The organism is Tepidiphilus baoligensis (genome assembly GCF_012911495.1).
Taxonomy (GTDB): Bacteria; Pseudomonadota; Gammaproteobacteria; order Burkholderiales; family Rhodocyclaceae; genus Tepidiphilus; species Tepidiphilus olei.
In genome coordinates this window covers 177,268-192,537 of the sequence record NZ_JAAAUB010000003.1, presented here as the reverse complement: position 1 = coordinate 192,537, position 15,270 = coordinate 177,268, and the positions used below count along the sequence as shown (strand labels likewise).

Genomic DNA, 15,270 nt, shown 5'->3' with positions numbered 1-15,270 from the left:
GCCAACCTCCTAGGGGGCTCGGCAGAGGATCGGCTCCCCCGCCGCGCGCAAAACGTCATGAATCGCGGTTTCCGCCCGGCGAAAAATGTCCGACCAGGAACGCTCGGACGCCGAAGCCCGCGCCGCAATACCCAAGCGCAGCCGCAGCGACGCATCCGTCGCCAGCCGGCACGCCTGCGCGATGAACGCCTCCTCGTCGCCCGGTGGGCAGGAAAGGCCATTGACCCCATCTTCAATGCATTCGGCCACGGCCGCCTCGTCGTAGCCCACCACGGGCAGACCGCTCGCCATCGCCTCGAGCACGACGTTGCCGAACGTCTCGGTCAAGCTCGGAAAGAGGAAGAGATCGGCCGAAGCGTAGTGCGCCGCCAGATCCTCGCCCCGGCGCGGGCCGCAGAAGATGAATTCCGGATGCTCGCGCCGCCAGCGCGCAGCGAGCGGCCCGTCGCCGACCACGACGAGTTTCGCCCGAGGCTGCTGCCCGGCAAGGGCATGAAACGCCCGCGCGAGCAGACCGAGATTCTTCTCCGGCGCGAGACGTCCGACGTAGAGCACCGCCACTCCTTCTTCCCCGACGCCCCACTGCGCCCGCAGCGACGGATCGCGCCGAGCAGGCGTGAAGAGCGCCGTATCGACGCCCCGTGCGAGCACTTCGACGTGGCGATAGCCTTGGGCCCGCAAGGATTCGCTCTGACGCTGCGTCGGCACGAACGTGAGCGCCGTGGCGTTGTGGAAGGCGCGCAGATACGCCGCGATCGCACCGCGCAGCCAACCCAGGCCGTAATGCGCTCCATAGGCGTCGAAATTGGTGTGCAAGGCCGAAGTGAGCGGAATGCCCAGACGGCGCGCCGCCAGCAGCGCTGCCAGACCCAGCGGCCCTTCGGTGACCAGATGGACCAGATCCGGGCGACGTTCCCGCCAGCGGCGCACGAGCCGCCCATGGGCCGGCCAGCCCATGCGCAAGCCCGGATAGCGTGGCAGGGCGATCGCGCGCACCCGTACCGTCTCCACGCCCGTCAGCACTTCATGCGCTTCCTCGCCCTGATGCGGCCGCACCACTTCGAGCTCGTACCCGGCGGCGAGCGCCTCCTGCAGCATCCGCCCCACGGTCCGTGCCACCCCGTTGATCTCGGGCGGATGGGTCTCGGTGACCACGGCCAGACGCAACCGGCGCTCAGGCATCCTGCCCCTCCCCGGCAAAGCGCGCCCGCAGCGCCATGATCTGCGCTTGCAGCGCCGCATCGGGCACGGTCTGCGTGCGCACCAGACCGGCATAGACGCTGCCCTCGTTGCCATCGAGTGTGATCGTCTCCCCCTCGGCCACGACGCGCTCGCCGAAGCGCACGGCGCGCTGCTCGGGCAGGAGCGTCAAGGTCTCGCAGCCGACCACGCACACCTTGCCCATCTGGCGTGCGACCACCGCCGCGTGCGAGGTGCGCGCCCCGCGCCGCGTGAGCAACCCCTCGGCCTGACGCAGCGCCGCGACGTCGGCCGTCTCGGCGTCCTGCCGCACCAGAATGACCTTGGCTCCCTGCGCCACCCGCGCCGCCACCCGTTCGGCATCGAGCGCGAGCTCGCCGCCGGCGATGCCGGGCGAAGCCGGAATCCCGCTCCCGAGCCGCTGCGGCGCCTCGCCCTCGGCAGTCGCCAAGCGCACCGTCGCCAACTCCTCCAGGGCGAGGTCGCGCGTGCGCTCCCAGGCGGTCCGCGCGTCGATCACCCCCTCCGCGAGCAAATCGAGGGCGATGCGCGCGGCCGCCCGCAGCGTGCGCTTGCCCGCGCGCGCCTGCAACCAGAAGAGCGTGCCCTCCTCCACCGTAAACTCGAAATCCTGCATGTCGGCGAACAGCCGCTCCAGCCTCGCTGCGCCCTCGCCCAGTTCCGCCCACACCTGGGGCAGACGAGCCGCCAGTCGCTCATGTCCCACGGCGCTGCGCCGCCCCGAGACCACGTCCTCGCCCTGCGCCTCGAAGAGGAAATCCACCCACGGCCGCGGCGTGCCGTCGGTGGGATCGCGCGTGAAACCCACCCCGGCCCCGGAGCGCCGATCCGCGTTGCCGAAAACCATCTGCTGGATGGTCACCGCCGTGCCCAGCGCACCGTCGATCCCCTGATGTCGCCGGTAATCCACGGCCTTGGGCGCGTTCCACGAAGCGAACACCGCCCGCACCGACTCGCGCAGTTGCACCCGTACCGATTGCGGAAAAGGTTCCCCCGCCTGCTCGCGGTAGCATTCCAGATAACGTCGCGTGAGGGTGCGCAACGCATCGAACGCGAGCGTCTGCTCCTCCTGCCCTTGGGCGAGCTCGGCAAGCGCCGCCTCGAACACCCCCGGATCGATGCCGGCCACCACCTCGCCATAGCCCGCCACCAACCGCCGGTACGAATCCCACACCAGCCGCGGATTGCCGGTCAGGCGCAACATCCCCGGCACCGTCTCGTCGCACAGCCCCACGTCGAGCACCGTCTCCATCATCCCCGGCATCGACACCGGCGCTCCCGAGCGCACCGACACGAGCAAGGGACGACGCGCATCCCCCAGGCGCCGGCCGGTGATCCGCTCCAGCTCCGGCAGCCCCACGGAGAAGAGCGCCTCGTCCCAATCGGACGCTGGCCGGTGCGCGTAGGGGGTGCCCAGCACCAACGCCGGCGGCACGCGCAAGCCGGCTTGCGCCATACACCACAGGTTCCACGCCTTGTTGCCGAGCCGCAACGCGCCCTCGCTCTGCGGAGGATGCGCCTTGCGTGGCAACGACTCCAGCTCGTCGCGACCGGCGATCAGGTAACACGCCTCGGGCCAATGACGCACGCTCATGACGTCACCCCCGTGCGCGCCATCACCCTCTGGCGCAAGGCATACCCCACGGCGAGCAGTCCGTCGGATGCTTTCTCCACCGCGGACGCCATCTGCCCGGCGATCTGCGCTCCCGTGGGCGTCCCGGCCATGGTCGCGACGATGGCGCGATACGCCTCGCGCGCGAGCTGGTCGCACAGCCGCTCGGCACGCAAGATGCGCCACAGCGTCTGCAGGAACGCGTCCCCATCCTCGGCCTCGCCCTGCACACTCATCGAGCGGGCAATCTCGACCGCACGCACCAAATCCTGGATCGCCGCCAGCGTCGTGTCCGCCAGCCGGATCAAAGGCTCCCTCGCCCCCGGCGAAAGTCCGGCCAAGGGCTCCACGAAGAGCAGGGTATGCAGGAAGAGCGCCTCCTCGAGCGCATCGGCCACATCGTCGGCATGCTCCATCAAGCGCACCAGCGGCTGCCAGCGCGCGTGCTGCTCCGCCCGCTCGCGCGCCTGCATCAGGAGGTGATCGGCCTCACGCTCCCACTGCTTGCCGCGCTGCCCCTGCGCTTCGAGCGTCGCGGGGTCGGCCTCCTCCAGGGCGGCGCAGACCTCGCGAGCAATGGCGTGGGTGTACGCCGCATGCTCGGCGAGCAGATCCAGTTCGAAAGTACGCTGCCGCAGCAGACGGGCGAGCAGGATGCGCGCCTCGTCGGCGACCAGATCGGGCGGCTGACGTTCGAGCAGTATCCGGGTCGACACGCGCATCAGGGCGAAGAGATACTCGCTCGCCGCCTGCGGCCCCAGCACCTCGTCGAGCCGCTCACCGATGCGAAAGGCTTCGCCATCGACCGACTGCATGGCCGAAAACACCAGGCGCTCGCCGCCGGCCAGCAGCCAGCCCATGTGTCCGCACTCCTCCTTGGCCGCGCGGTAGAGCAAGTCCCGCGCCTCTTCCTTGCCGACGAACTGCTGTAGCCGCTTGCGCGCCCGGTTCCAGTCGATCACGAATACGATCTTCGCGCCCAACGCTTCCAGCGCCGCCTCGAGCGCGGCGCGATCCTGTCCGCGAAATACCGCCTCCCCCACCACGTAAGGCCGTCCTTCGTTCAAGCCGGAACCGGCGGCGGACGTCTGCACCGTCCAGGTGAAACCGATCTCCTCCAGCAAACGCTGGAAGAACCGGAAACGCCCCCGATGCAGATCCGAATAAGTCAAGCGGATCTCCCACTCCTCCACCGTCACCACCAGCACGTGAACGTCGTTCGTGCCGATGTCGTTCTGGATGAGCAGGCGGGGCCCGTCGCGGGTCGCAGCCGTGTCCAACCCCGGGTGAGAGAATTTGAGCGGCGCGGTGCGACGCAGTCCGCGCATGAAGGCGCGCACGAGCGACCGATCCTCGGGCGCGAGCCCCCAGACGTGGGCCCCGTCGAGCTCCTCGGTGGCGATCTCCCGGGCCAGCACATTGAGCGCCTTGTGCAGGTCCATCACCAGCAGGTGCAGGCTGTCGCCGCGCTCACGCTCGCCATGCGTCAAGGCGGCGAGCTGCTCGGGTTCCAGCCCCTCCTGCGGATCGAGCCCGCGCAGGAATTCGAGCCAAGCATCGCGCCGCGCCACCAGCTCGGCCGGCGCCGCTTGTGCAGACTCGCACACGGGACGGGCCATCGTCTGCAGGTCGGCTGCCACCACCTCGGACCACCGATCGAGGTGGCGCAACATCAACACCCCATCGTCGAAATAGGCGCTGCGCACCAGTTCCTGCAGCCATCCCGTTTCCCTCACCCCCGCCCGGACGAACTCGGCCGACCAGTCCGTCCCCACCGCCTGCGGCTCGGCGGCGTGCCGCGCCGCCTCCTGCAGCAGCGACAGATACAATTTGAGCCGGTCGTTCGCCGCCAGCGCCGCCCGGACCCAACCGGGCAAGAGCAAAGAGCGCTGCCCCAGCGCGGCCACCGCCTCTTCCTTGCGCATCATCGTCCCCTGCTCCCACCAAGATGTTCCGAGTCTGACGCGGAAAGATTGCGCGACGATGACGACGCATGGAAACGGGCAAAACCAATCCCCTGCTTGTCACAGGGATGAAACGGATCCCCTCTATCGTGCATGCGGGTCTTTGCCCTGGAGGAAACGACCATGAAGCACCCTTCCCTCATTCCATCCCATGAAATCCTCATTCCCGGCGACCGCCTGCTCGTCTGCAAGACCGGCCCCGATGGGCGAATCACCTACTGCAATCCCGCTTTCCTGCACTTCACCGGCCACCGCCTCAAGGAACTACTCGGGCGCAAGCACTCCGCCCTGCGCCACCCCGACATGCCCAAAGGGCTTTTCGCCCACCTGTGGCGACACCTCGAACAAGGCCAGGAATGGTTCGGTTTTCTCAAGAACCTGACGGCGCGCGGGGACTTCTTCTGGAGCTTTGCCCAGCTCATGCCCGATCGCAACGGAGACGAGCTGCACGGCTACCACGCCATCTACCGCCCGGCGCCGCGATCCGCCCTTCCCGAAATCGAGACCCTCTACGGCGAGATGCGCCGCATCGAACACGAGGCGAAACACGGCGCTGCCGCGGCGAGCTCCCTCGCCTGGCTCGAACGTCGCCTCGGGGATCTCCATCGCGGCTACGAGCGGTGGATCTTCCGTCTCCTGGATCTCCAGCGATCCAACACTGCGAGGGCTGCATGATGGATACCGGACTCCGAACAACCCCCGTCACGGTGGGTTCGCTCCGCTTCACCACCAAAGCCCTGCGACCCGCGGCGCTGCTCCTGCTCATCCTCCTACCCCTGAGCCTCGCCTCCTCGCTGCCCTGGGGACAGCTCCTGATCGCCGTAGTCCAGCCGCTGCTGGCTGCCGTGTTCCTCTTCTTCTATGCCCGCCGTCGGGAAAGCGCGCTGACGGCGCTCGCCCTGCTCGACGAGGCGCTCGAACGCCTCAAAAAGGGTACGCTCGGTGCCCGCATCACCGATCCCGACCTCTGCGGTCCCTGCGCTGCCACCCTGTGGCGCTTCAACGAGTTCCTCGACGCGGTCGAGATTCACGTCCGCGATACCACCGCCAGCGCCGGACGCGCCGCCCGCAAAGACTTCGCCCGCCCCGTGTTCGCCGACGCCCTGCCCGGCGAGATGGGACGTTCCCTCGACTCCCTGCAGGCAGCACAAAACACGATGCGGCAGGTCAATGAACTCGCGGCCCAGAGCCGGCTCAGCAGCGCCCTGCATCACCTCAATCTCGCCAAACTCATCCCCAAGCTCGCCAGCAACCAGAACGACCTGATGGAGGTGAGCAAGGAAATGGACGAGCTGCACCGTCTCGCCGAACACAACCGGAAAAACGCCGAAGAAAATCTCGGCACCAGCCGGAAAATCGCCGATGAACTCACGGCCATCGACCACGAGATGGAATCGCTGGGCGAAATGAGCCTGTCGCTCGAAAAAGCCGGCATGGCGATCGGCCACACCGTCGATCTCATCGACGGTATCACCGAACAAACCAACCTCCTCGCGCTCAACGCGGCGATCGAGGCCGCACGCGCCGGCGAAGTGGGGCGCGGCTTCGCCGTGGTGGCCGACGAAGTACGCAAACTCGCCGAGCACACCCGTACCGCCACCACGGAAGTCTCGAATGTCGTGGCCGACCTGCAGCAGCGCATCCTGATGATGGTACAAAAGAGCGCCAGCCTGAGGGCGAAAACCCGCACCATCTCGGATTCCGTCGACGCCTTCAGGCACGATTTCGCCGACATGGCCCGCTCCGCCGGCGAGACCATGCTGATGGTCGATCACGTGAAAGATCTCGCCTTCGCCTCGCTGGCGAAACTCGACCACCTCGTCTACATGCAGCGGGCGTATGTCGCCGCCGAGCACCCCGAAGACCGGGAAGCCACGGCGGCCATCCAGACCGATCACCAGCACTGCCGGCTCGGCCAATGGTATTACGAGGGGCTGGGACGACAGACTTTCTCCAAGCTGCCCTCTTGGCCCAAACTCGAAACCCCGCACCGCGAGGTGCATGCCGCCGTCCGCGCCGCGGTCGAAGCCTCACGCGACGACTGGAAGAACGACGAAAGCATCCTTGAGCGGATTCTCGATCACCTGCAACGGGCGGAAACCGCCAGTACCGAGATCTTTCGCCTGCTCGGCGAGCTCGTGCGAGAAAAACATGGAAGCACCGGAAATCGGGGATGATGATCAAAGATGCTCCCCACCCCGAAGGCGCTGCCCGATCTCGGCGATGACCAGCACCAAGAATCAGCTCGACTTTGGCTGGCGGTTGGGCATGGTATAGAGCGATCGGCCGGAAAAATTGCCTGCCGCGTAGCAGCATTACGCCTCCCGACCAATGATCTCGACGTAGCCGATCAGCTCCGCCGAATAGCTGCCATCTCCATTTGCCGTGCCCTTGTGCTTCAGCTCGCGCTGCAAGGTCGGCTCGACTGCTCTGATGAACAGATCGATCCGCTGTTCTGGTTGGAAGATTGGCGTAGCTGGCGGTGCTTGTAGATATTTGTCGCACAGGCGCTCGACCGCCGGAACGCGCGTGCCGTCCTGGTTGACTGCGATGGGCTGCACCATTACGCGGCGTTCGCTCTTGCCAGCCAATGCCTCGACCATCCACAGCGACAGCAACACCGGCTCGTCCACGTCGCCGGACACGGCAATGCCCAAATCCTCCGGCGGCACGCTGCGCCAGCGGCCCAACTCGTCCTGCACCAAGGGGTGATCCAGGCCCAGCAGTTGAAGATCGTCCTGATTGGTCGCGGCTTCACGGCTCAGGGTGAAGCGGGCGCGGCGCGTGCCTTCGACGGTGACGAGGTCGTAGGTTGCATCGTCTACCTTGACCAGCTTCTGCCGGCGATCCGCGACCGCCGCCGAGAGGAAGCGCACCAGCCGGTCCAAGCTGGAGGACACGTCCGAGAAGGGCTTGTAGTCTTCGAGGCTAAAGCCTTCGAGGTCTTGGAACAAATCGAACACCACCTGCCGCGCCTCGCGGGAATTCGACAGCGCCGCCTCCAGCTCCACCTGTGTGCGCTTCAGCTCCGGGTCGGACAGCGCTTCCTGGTACAGCCGGTCGTAGTTCAAGCGTTCCGACAACTGCCCAAGAATCTGCGCGCGCAGGTCTTCGGCCACGTTGCCCTGCTCATCCACCTTGCCGACCGTGCGCGCGATTTCGGTCAGTTTCTCGTCCAGCAGCAGGAAGATGCGCCCCTCGATGGTGTCCGACAGCACGAGATTGTAGACCTGCGCAGTGTCGCGCTGGCCGTAACGATGGATGCGCCCGATGCGCTGCTCCATGTCCATCGGATTCCACGGCAGATCGAAATTGAACAAAATGCGCGCGAACTGCAGGTTGATGCCTTCGCGCCCGGCCGCCGTGCAGACCAGCACGCGCGGGCCGTCCTTCAGGCGGAAGCGTCGCTCCGCCGCCACCTTCGCGCCGTGGTCGCCGCCGCGCAGCACCACCACGCCCTGACCGGGGAAGGTTTGCTCGATTTCGCGCGCGATCATGTCCACCGTGCCAAGGTAGGTGGCAAAGATCACGATCTTCTCGTTGGGGTTCTGCCGCCACAGCGTGCCCAAGCCGTCCAGCAGCTTTTGCATCTTGGTTTCGCGCCCTGCCGGGAAGGCGCGCAGCAGGTCGCCGATGCGCAGGCGCTCCTCCGGAAGGCGCAGGTTTACCGCCGCCGACGCGGCTTCTTCCGCGTGTGTAGCCGAATATTCGCTGCCGTAAGGATCGGAGGCCATTTCCAGCGCATCTTCGTCCAGCTTCTTCACCAGCCGGTACTTCAGATCGGCCAGCACGCGATCCACCTCGCTGCGTCCGATGCTGTCGCGCGACAGACCGAATTCCTCGTGGATCAGCTCGCGCGCTTCTTCGGTCAGGCGCTCGCGGCCTTCGATGTCCAGCTCCTTGTCGCGCAGAAACGCCTCGTGCAGCGTCAGCATCAGCAGGCGGCGCTTGAGGGTGCGGCGAACGGCGGCGAAGCTCGATGCCGCGATCTTCTGGAAGATCGCCATCAGGAAGCCCAGCGCCCGCCCTTGGTTGCCTTGGCGGCGCGCGAGGTTGAAACCGTCCTCCAGATACTCGCGCAGCTTCTCGTAGAACAACCGTTCGGTCTGGCTCATCACGAAGGATTCGGTGTGAACCCAACGGCGCGCAAACAGCGGTGAGCCATCGGGTTGGCAGGCGTCGGCCTTGGTGCGGCGAAACATCACCGTGTTGAGCCGGTGCCGTTCTTCCACCATCTCCTCGGGGCTGCGGAACAGCGTCGGATTCAGTAGTTGCACCAACATCCAAAACTGAAAGTGATTGCCTTGGTGCGGCGTGGCCGACAGCAGCAAGAGGTCGCGCGAGTGATCTTTCAGCGCCTCGGCCAGCTTGTAGTTCTCGGTCTTGCGCACCTTGCCGCCGGTCTTGTAGGCCGTGAGGTGATGCGCTTCGTCAAACACCACCAGATCCCAGCGCGGCGCATCCAGCAGGCGCTTGATCCGTGCGGGGCGCTTCAGGGTGTCGATGCTCGCGATCAGCCGGTCGTGCTTGGCGAAGGCATTGGTCTTGCGGTCGGTGATGTCGCCCTCGGAGCCGAACACCTCGAAGTCGAGATTGAACACTTCGTTCAGCTCACGGTGCCAGTTGTTCACGAGGCCCGCAGGCACCACCATCAAAGCACGGGTCAATTCGCCCCGGCTGGCCAGCTCACGCAGGATCAGCGCGGTTTCGATGGTCTTGCCCAAGCCCACCTCGTCGGCGATCAGGTAGCGCCGGGGTGAGGCCGTGGCGATGCGGTGCGTCAGCACCACTTGATGCGGCAGCAGGTCGATCTTGGCCGAGGTCAGCGCCGAGGCGCTTTCCATCACCGGCAGCGCGTGCGCTTCATACGACAGCCACGCCTTGCGCGAACGCTCCGCGCCGCCATCCACGGCGCGCAGGATGCGCTCGGTGCGCGTGAGCTCTCGCCGCAGCGAGGCGACGGGCACACGACGTTCGCCCACGCTGAAGAATGCACGCAGGTAGCCATCGCGCGCCGGGTCGAGCACGACGCCTTGGCCGTACTCATGGTGGGTGATGCGCTCACCGGGGTGGAACTGAATCTCTGCCGTCACACGCCCACCTCAGGTAATCCGCAGATGGAACAGCCCCGCCGGCCTGCTGCCGTCCCGCAGCAGAATCTCCTGCGGGTACTCGTTGGCTTGGCCCCACAAGATGCGGCCAAAGTCGAGCTGATGTCCGCGGGGCGTGTGGCACAGCCAGCCCACCTCATCGGTCGCCGCTTGGACCGTGATCCGGTTGTGACCGCCGGGCAACCAGAACACCAGCGCGCCCTCGCTTCCCCATGCGTCCTGAAACGACAGGATGGCAGGCTTGATCGCATCGCCCAGCCACGTTTCGGCATCGTCCGGAGTGAGCAGGTCGAGGCTGCCATCCAACCCGGCCACCACCAGCGTCCTGCCACCATTGCTCGGCAGTTCATCCGGCCAGTTTCCTTTCGCACGCAGGAACTGGCGCAGACTCCAAACCTCGCTGGCCACGCAGATCTGGTTGCGCGCTTCCTCGTCCCACACCCAGCTGGTGCCGCGCACCTGCCAGACCGGGTCGCGTAGTTGTCTCATCGCGCGTACTCCCCATCGTCATCGAACAAGGAGCCCTGCGCGGGCTGGGGAGCCTGGCTCGCTTGCCATGTGTTGTAGATGGACACCGCGCGCGAGGCGGCGTTACGCGTGGCCTGATCCGGGCCATTGCGCTGCAGCCATTCCAGCAAGGGTTTCAGAGCCACGTGCGGCTTGAAATTTTCGTTTTTCAGCGTGTCCGAGGCATTGATGCCGCTGCCGTCGAAACACGCGCCGATCAGCACCAGCGCCTGATCCAGATCGGATGTCAGGCGCCGCCGGTGTTTGCCCGACCATTCGCGGGCGAAATCCAGCGGATGGGTGCGCGTAAAGACCTTGTTCTTCTCCATGCACCAGCCGCGCTGGACGAAGTCATCTGGGGTGGTGATGGTGCCACGCAGAAACTTCTGCAACTGGTCGCGCTTGAGCTCACTGGCCGTGCCGAAGGTGCGCAAGAACTGGCGCGTGATCGGCTCGGCGTTGACCGGCGGCGCTTCCTTGCCCTTGTCGGCGTCCTCGTCGATGAGCTGGTTGATACCGACCAGCGCATCCTTCACCGAGAGACTGCGGCCTTCGTCCACATAGACCTTGCCGTAGTGGCGCGAGTAGTATTCCAGCGCCTTGCCGCGCCGGATCACCTGAAGGTCGGCAGCGGGCAGACCTTCTTTCGCGTGGTTTTCCAGCATGGCCTGCAACTGGCGCACATCGGCCATCACCTCGCGGCGCATGCGGCCCCAACTCACCGGCTTGGGTTCTTCCGTGCGCTTGCGGCAGACGTGGATGATGTCGTACTCGATGGTCTTGGAGCCGAACTCGCCTTCGCCCTTGGTTTCGTCGGAGCGGATCGGGTAGGTCGCCTCCAAGTAAAAGCCTGCGTCGAACAGCGACTCCAGCACCGCCACCCACGGCTCGTCCTCGCTGTGGTGGAAGGTAAAGGCCAGGATGCCGCCGGGCTTGAGAATGCGGTGCGCCTCGCGCCAGCACTGCGTGAGCAGGCGCTGATAAAAGCCATCCGGGTCTTCCGGCTCCCGTGCCTTGTTCGCAACCGCCTCCAGCGCTTTGGGCGTGTACTCGGCGCTGAAGTAGTCGGGGTATTTGTCCTTCAGCACGAGACGCAGCCAGACGTAGAAGAAGTCGGACAGCTCCGAGTAGTGCAACAGGCCGCCGAAAGGCGGATCGGTAATGACCAGATCGAGGCTGGCCGTGGCGACCTGCGCGAGATCGGTAGATGAGCCACAATAGGCATCGGCGCCCAACAACGGGTCGCCAGTATATACTTTCTCACTCTTCCCTGAAATTTCACGCGCAACTGCAGGAGCGTGACGCTTTAAATGTTCTGCGCTAACAGCTTCCCACGGCGTTTTTGCCCATTCGCCACCCCTAAATAACACCTCTACTGTGGATGACCAAGGGCCATAGCCCATCGTCGGAAATACGCCAACTTCCACCACATTGTTCTTCGGATGGAAATTGCTGTTCGACATTGCCGGAGCTAGCTTGTCGAGCTTCATGTGCCAGAACGCAAAGAGGTTCTGGTTTCTAAGGAAGTTCTGGAATGCTCCAAGTACATACTCCCGCACCGTCCAGTCGTAGTTTCCGACTTCGACGATGGCCTTGAGGAGCTGCGCATGCACCAGAAGTTGGCGCGGATTGAACATCGTCCACCAATGCGTGAATCCGTGCCCCTCGCGGATGTCGCCATTGGCGATGCCGGTCATAAACCCGTAGGGTACGGCTGAGCGCGGCCAGTAGTCCTTGAGGTCGGCGTCCTTGCGCGCTTCCCATTCGGCGAGCGCGGCGTCGTACTGGCGGGCCAAGCGCGCATCGAACGGCGCAAAAAAGCGACCGCTGTAGGGCTTGCCCGCTTCATCGCGCTTCGGTGCGTACCCCTGCACCGCGTAGGCGGCCATTGGACCTGTCTTCCCGGTCGCTTTAACCGTGGTCAAGATATCCTGCACCGTACCGCAGGCCGAGCAGGCATAGTTCGACTTCTTCGGTACCGTGGCACGGTCGGTGCGGAAGGTGACTTGGGTCTCGGGGCAGGTCACCTGATCCGGCAAGGCCCCACGTACTTCAAGGAGGCGAATCTTGGCCGCGCGCGCCTGGTTCCACCGCGCAGTGGATGCCGCATCGTCCTGCGCCGAACCGCCGTAGGGCTGACCATTGGCATCCTGCTTCGCCTCGCCCGAGAGCCATTGCGGATGCACCAGCAGGCTCAGTTCCACCTTCTTGTTCTTGCCCTTGCCGAGCTTGATCTGCCCGCGCGCGCCATCGATCACCAGGCCGTCTCTGGTGCGAATGGCCGCAGCCGCCGTATGGCCGCAGTGCGGACAGATCACGCCACTCTTGGGATCGAGCACGGAGTACGGCGCTTCGGTGGGCGCTACGAACAGGGGCACATCCGGCGCCATCCGCGCGGCATCCTCCTCGACATGGAACTTGCCGCCGCATTGGCTGCAGGTGTGCTCCCAGTGCTTGACGGTGAGTGTCTTCACCGCCATCACCGGGCTGGTCATGATCGGCGTACGGTGGCCGCAGCCCGTCACCTGACAGGGGCCGTGCTTGGCCCAGAAGGTGTAGATGATCTCCGGGCCTTCGTAGCGGTAGTCCTTGCGCTCTTCGCGCGGAATGGTGAGCGGGTCGAAATCCGCGGGCATCACCTTGTTGGTCGGCAGATGCGTCCACGTTCCTTTTTCACCCTCCGGGCCGTCGCAGTAGTAGTACGGCATGATCTGCGGCTTGACCTCGGCCTCGATGTCGGCGAGGAGCTTTTTCACTTGCTCCAAATCGACATTCGCCAGCTCCTGCTTGACCACGAACCACGCGACCGGGTTGAGGTCGTTGCCGACCATCTGCATGCCGAGGCGTGAGCCTTCCACCAGCGTGGTGCCGCCGCCCATGAAGATGTCGGCCACCTTCAGATGCTTGAACGCGCCTTTTTTCTGGTGGTTGGCGTAGTAGTTGTCCCACACCTGCTTGGCCGCGTGCGAAGGGTCGTCCGGCGCTTTGGTGGCCGCCGCGATCAGCATCGAGCGAAACACGCTGGAACGCCGCCGTGCCCACCACTTCGACATCTGGTAGATCGGCTTGCCCGCGTTGCCCTCGATCACCGCCACCTGATTGACCGGCAGGATGGGGAAATCCACCTCCAGGCAGGTCTTGGGGCGGTTGGGGTCGTTGAAATCCACCGTTTCCAGCGCGACCGCCCTGCCTGCGCCGACGGCTTTGGCAACGGCTTGTTGGATCAGTTCTTTTTTGGTGGCCATTCCGTGTCGCTTTTATCGTATTGACTGCACCCGAAGTTCCACAACACGGAACATCGGTTTGGTCGGCTTTTCCGCCGTGACGAATTCATCTACGCCCGCATCCAACGCCGTGGCGACATGGATGGCATCCATTGCCGCAATGCCGTACCTTTTTGCCACATCGAAGGCGCGTTGAAGCGTGTCAATGCACCACTTCCGCTCCTCGCTTTTTGAGAACACGGTCTCGTAAAATTCCACCTCTTCGTACTGCTTTTCAAAAACTGCCTTGGGCAAGATTTCCAGCCTGACGGCATCGCTCAGCACAAAATGACGTGCTGAATCATCGAGAATTTCCAACGCTCTCAAACCCACTTCATCCTTGCGCGCAATTGCGGCAAGTAACACGCTGCTATCAAGGTAGGTTCGCTTGTTCATCCGGCACTCCGCCACGGCGTTGTTGCAATTCTCGATCGAAAGTCTCGGCATCCAGCAAAGGACCACCTTTTGAGACGTACGCGCGACGCAAGGCCAGCAATTTCTTACCTAATTCTGTTTTTGGCTGAAACGTTTCGCTAACTGGATCGCGTTGAATGAGGGGCGCGTCATAAGCTTCCATACCAGGGGCGTCCCAATCCTCCGCGAAGGCGCGTAGACGCAGGTGGGTCTCCAACGCTTCAGCGGGCGTCCATCCCAAGGCGTCGATGCTCCGGGCTGGAACAATCCTTGACGTTGTCAACGCATTGCCGGCGAGGTAGGACCAAGATTTGCTGCTAGTGGATGCGGAAAAATGAGCTACGGGCCCGTCTTCGACCCCTGCCCGGCGAATTTCCAACACAGCAATATTCCAGGCCGGCGGAAAGTCAAGGTCCATGGTCGTTGCGGAAAGCATTTCAGTACTCCGGATCCAATGCTGCGATGGCTTGCGGCGTGAGCAGGTGTTCAAAGAACAAATGCATGGATCGATCGTGTAGTAGATCCAGTTGATTTCGAACCTGCTCCCAATTCTCGATCGGTTTGGCGATAAAGGTTTCCAGATCGACTACGCTGCCAACACGGACCCCTTCGGGCAACTGAACCTGGGCGGGGGTGGCAACCTGCACGACATGCGCACAATCACCGTCTGCCAGCTCCACGCGCGTTTGCAGCGGCAGTTTTTTTATCTGGTACTGGCCAAGCTGCATGTTGATCTGCAATGCAGACAGATCGGGTGGCTCATCCAGGGTGAGGAGGTCGATGTAACGCAGAGAGTGGCGTTGCGGCTCGGGTACGAGACTGCTCTCCTCAATGCTTTGGATAAGATCAAGGATGGCTTTTTTAAATGATGTCCATCCCGTATAGGGCTTTCGGCAATTCAGAGTAGCAACCCGATCGCCGACTTGCCAGAGAAAGGATGCCTCGGACGATTCAAGCCGAACCTTGGCAGCAAACCGCAAGTTCGGGTCCATTTGCGCGACGATGGCTGGAATGTCCGCTGTCGGTAAGCGGTGCAGTTGTATCCCGGGATAATCTTTTCTCAGCTTGGCATAAAGAAGGCCTGGTAGCACATCTCCCGCTCCCGCACTTTCGAACTGAACCTGCCAGATCGCCTCGATGAGCGGTTCTTTCTTGAGACGTTTGGGAATTTTGTTCAC

The 15,270-nt window shown here is 64.2% G+C and carries 11 protein-coding genes; 2 read left to right on the top strand and 9 right to left on the bottom strand.

The features are described 5' to 3' along the window. Window positions 1-9 precede the first annotated feature (9 nt). Genes GV368_RS03875 through GV368_RS03865 form a run of 3 tightly spaced genes read right to left on the bottom strand, consistent with a single transcriptional unit; the run spans window position 10 to window position 4,761 of the window. Entirely contained in the window at window positions 10-1,182 is a 1,173-nt protein-coding gene (locus GV368_RS03875) for a glycosyltransferase family 4 protein (protein ID WP_169115543.1), read from the bottom strand. Then, a complete protein-coding gene (locus GV368_RS03870; protein ID WP_169115542.1) occupies window positions 1,175-2,815 on the bottom strand; it encodes a PEP/pyruvate-binding domain-containing protein in 1,641 nt (546 codons plus the stop codon). Before GV368_RS03870 ends, GV368_RS03875 begins: the two co-directional genes overlap by 8 nt. Then, the gene (locus tag GV368_RS03865) at window positions 2,812-4,761 is read right to left on the bottom strand and encodes a hypothetical protein (protein WP_206673259.1); all 1,950 of its coding nucleotides are present in this window, start codon (window positions 4,759-4,761) and stop codon (window positions 2,812-2,814) included. Before GV368_RS03865 ends, GV368_RS03870 begins: the two co-directional genes overlap by 4 nt. Before the next feature lie 159 nt (window positions 4,762-4,920). On the opposite strand from GV368_RS03865, the gene GV368_RS03860 reads away from it, so the two are divergent. Then, window positions 4,921-5,472 (top strand): PAS domain-containing protein, encoded by a 552-nt coding sequence (locus GV368_RS03860; RefSeq protein WP_169115541.1) that lies wholly within the window; start codon window positions 4,921-4,923, stop codon window positions 5,470-5,472. Then, complete coding sequence (locus GV368_RS11615) at window positions 5,472-6,974, top strand: methyl-accepting chemotaxis protein (RefSeq protein ID WP_194240881.1); 1,503 nt, start codon at window positions 5,472-5,474, stop codon at window positions 6,972-6,974. The genes GV368_RS03860 and GV368_RS11615 overlap by 1 nt, the downstream gene beginning before the upstream one ends. Before the next feature lie 138 nt (window positions 6,975-7,112). Here GV368_RS11615 and GV368_RS03850 read toward each other — a convergent pair whose 3' ends face one another. From GV368_RS03850 to GV368_RS03825, 6 genes are read right to left on the bottom strand one after another with little or no spacing between them, the layout of a single operon-like run. Next, entirely contained in the window at window positions 7,113-9,890 is a 2,778-nt protein-coding gene (locus tag GV368_RS03850; protein ID WP_169115539.1) for a DEAD/DEAH box helicase, read from the bottom strand. A 9-nt stretch (window positions 9,891-9,899) separates the two neighbouring features. Further along, window positions 9,900-10,397, bottom strand: coding sequence for a hypothetical protein (locus GV368_RS03845; RefSeq protein ID WP_169115538.1), 498 nt, complete (start codon window positions 10,395-10,397; stop codon window positions 9,900-9,902). Further along, window positions 10,394-13,660 carry a DUF1156 domain-containing protein gene (locus GV368_RS03840; protein ID WP_169115537.1) on the bottom strand — a complete coding sequence of 1,089 codons (3,267 nt, stop codon included), beginning with the start codon at window positions 13,658-13,660 and terminating at the stop codon, window positions 10,394-10,396. Before GV368_RS03840 ends, GV368_RS03845 begins: the two co-directional genes overlap by 4 nt. A 12-nt stretch (window positions 13,661-13,672) precedes the next feature. Then, complete coding sequence (locus tag GV368_RS03835) at window positions 13,673-14,074, bottom strand: type II toxin-antitoxin system VapC family toxin (RefSeq protein WP_169115536.1); 402 nt, start codon at window positions 14,072-14,074, stop codon at window positions 13,673-13,675. Then, window positions 14,052-14,528 (bottom strand): hypothetical protein, encoded by a 477-nt coding sequence (locus GV368_RS03830; RefSeq protein ID WP_169115535.1) that lies wholly within the window; start codon window positions 14,526-14,528, stop codon window positions 14,052-14,054. Before GV368_RS03830 ends, GV368_RS03835 begins: the two co-directional genes overlap by 23 nt. Window position 14,529: 1 nt before the next feature. Beyond that, window positions 14,530-15,270, bottom strand: coding sequence for a TIGR04255 family protein (locus GV368_RS03825; RefSeq protein ID WP_169115534.1), 741 nt, complete (start codon window positions 15,268-15,270; stop codon window positions 14,530-14,532).

What these genes read in the sequence shown, in the direction of transcription:
- GV368_RS03830 (WP_169115535.1), bottom strand. Translation starts at nt 14,528, where the DNA reads ATGCTTTCCGCAACGACCATGGACCTTGACTTTCCGCCGGCCTGGAAT.
- GV368_RS03875 (WP_169115543.1), bottom strand. Translation starts at nt 1,182, where the DNA reads ATGCCTGAGCGCCGGTTGCGTCTGGCCGTGGTCACCGAGACCCATCCG.
- GV368_RS03845 (WP_169115538.1), bottom strand. Translation starts at nt 10,397, where the DNA reads ATGAGACAACTACGCGACCCGGTCTGGCAGGTGCGCGGCACCAGCTGG.
- GV368_RS03860 (WP_169115541.1), top strand. Translation starts at nt 4,921, where the DNA reads ATGAAGCACCCTTCCCTCATTCCATCCCATGAAATCCTCATTCCCGGC.
- GV368_RS03870 (WP_169115542.1), bottom strand. Translation starts at nt 2,815, where the DNA reads ATGAGCGTGCGTCATTGGCCCGAGGCGTGTTACCTGATCGCCGGTCGC.
- GV368_RS03840 (WP_169115537.1), bottom strand. Translation starts at nt 13,660, where the DNA reads ATGGCCACCAAAAAAGAACTGATCCAACAAGCCGTTGCCAAAGCCGTC.
- GV368_RS03835 (WP_169115536.1), bottom strand. Translation starts at nt 14,074, where the DNA reads ATGAACAAGCGAACCTACCTTGATAGCAGCGTGTTACTTGCCGCAATT.
- GV368_RS03865 (WP_206673259.1), bottom strand. Translation starts at nt 4,761, where the DNA reads ATGATGCGCAAGGAAGAGGCGGTGGCCGCGCTGGGGCAGCGCTCTTTG.
- GV368_RS11615 (WP_194240881.1), top strand. Translation starts at nt 5,472, where the DNA reads ATGGATACCGGACTCCGAACAACCCCCGTCACGGTGGGTTCGCTCCGC.